Origin of the sequence: Aequorivita todarodis (assembly GCF_028561335.1) — a bacterium.
In the GTDB taxonomy this organism is placed as follows: Bacteria; Bacteroidota; Bacteroidia; order Flavobacteriales; family Flavobacteriaceae; genus Aequorivita; species Aequorivita todarodis.
This window is the reverse complement of the sequence record NZ_JAQQTG010000023.1, coordinates 1-793: the sequence shown is the minus strand read 5'-3', so window position 1 is coordinate 793 and position 793 is coordinate 1. Positions and strand designations below refer to the sequence as shown.

Genomic DNA, 793 nt, shown 5'->3' with positions numbered 1-793 from the left:
GAGTATGTTAAATAAACTGTGTCAAATTAAAAAAAGGATGTTTAAACTTTTTAAATTTGACATATTATGAACGAAAATTTTGATTTTGAAAAATTCTCACGCGATGCGATCGAGAAATTGAAACAAGGCAAGCCTTTAACAGGCTCAGAAGGGGTTTTTACCCCCTTGTTAAAGATGATCTTAGAAGCTTCATTAGAAAGCGAAGTAACTGGTCACGTTCAAGAGACAAAGCCTTTTAAAAATAGGCGGAACGGCAAAGCTAAAAAATTAATGAAGAGTGACTTAGGAAGTTTTGAGTTAGAAACTCCCAGGGATAGAAATGGAACGTTTGAACCCCAAACCGTACCTAAGAGACAAGTTACAATCAGCAGTGATATCGATAAGAAAATTATTGGACTCTATGGTTTGGGAATGAGCTATTCGGATATTCAAAATCACTTAAGAGAGATGTATGATTTTGAGGTCTCAGATGCTACGATAAACAGTATAACAGACCGAATAATACCTGAGATAAAAGAATGGCAGAACAGGCCTTTAGATAGCGTTTATCCCCTAATTTGGCTAGACGCCATGCATTATAAGGTCAGAGAGGAGGGAAGAGTCCAGAGCAAAGCTGTTTATTCTGTCCTGGGGGTAAGCCTGGAGGGTCAAAAAGAAATATTGGGTATTTATTTTGGCAGTAGTGAAAGCAGTAGTTTTTGGAGGCAGGTACTCAACGATCTACAAAGTCGTGGCTTAGAGGATATATTTATCGCTTGTATTGATAATTTAGCAGGTTTTGGAGATGCCATAG

General features: G+C 37.6%; 1 protein-coding gene. It reads left to right on the top strand.

The annotated features are described in order from the left end of the window. Positions 1-66: 66 nt before the first annotated feature. The coding region (locus POV26_RS10495) for an IS256 family transposase (RefSeq protein ID WP_272856430.1) at positions 67-793 on the top strand (727 nt) is incomplete at its 3' end.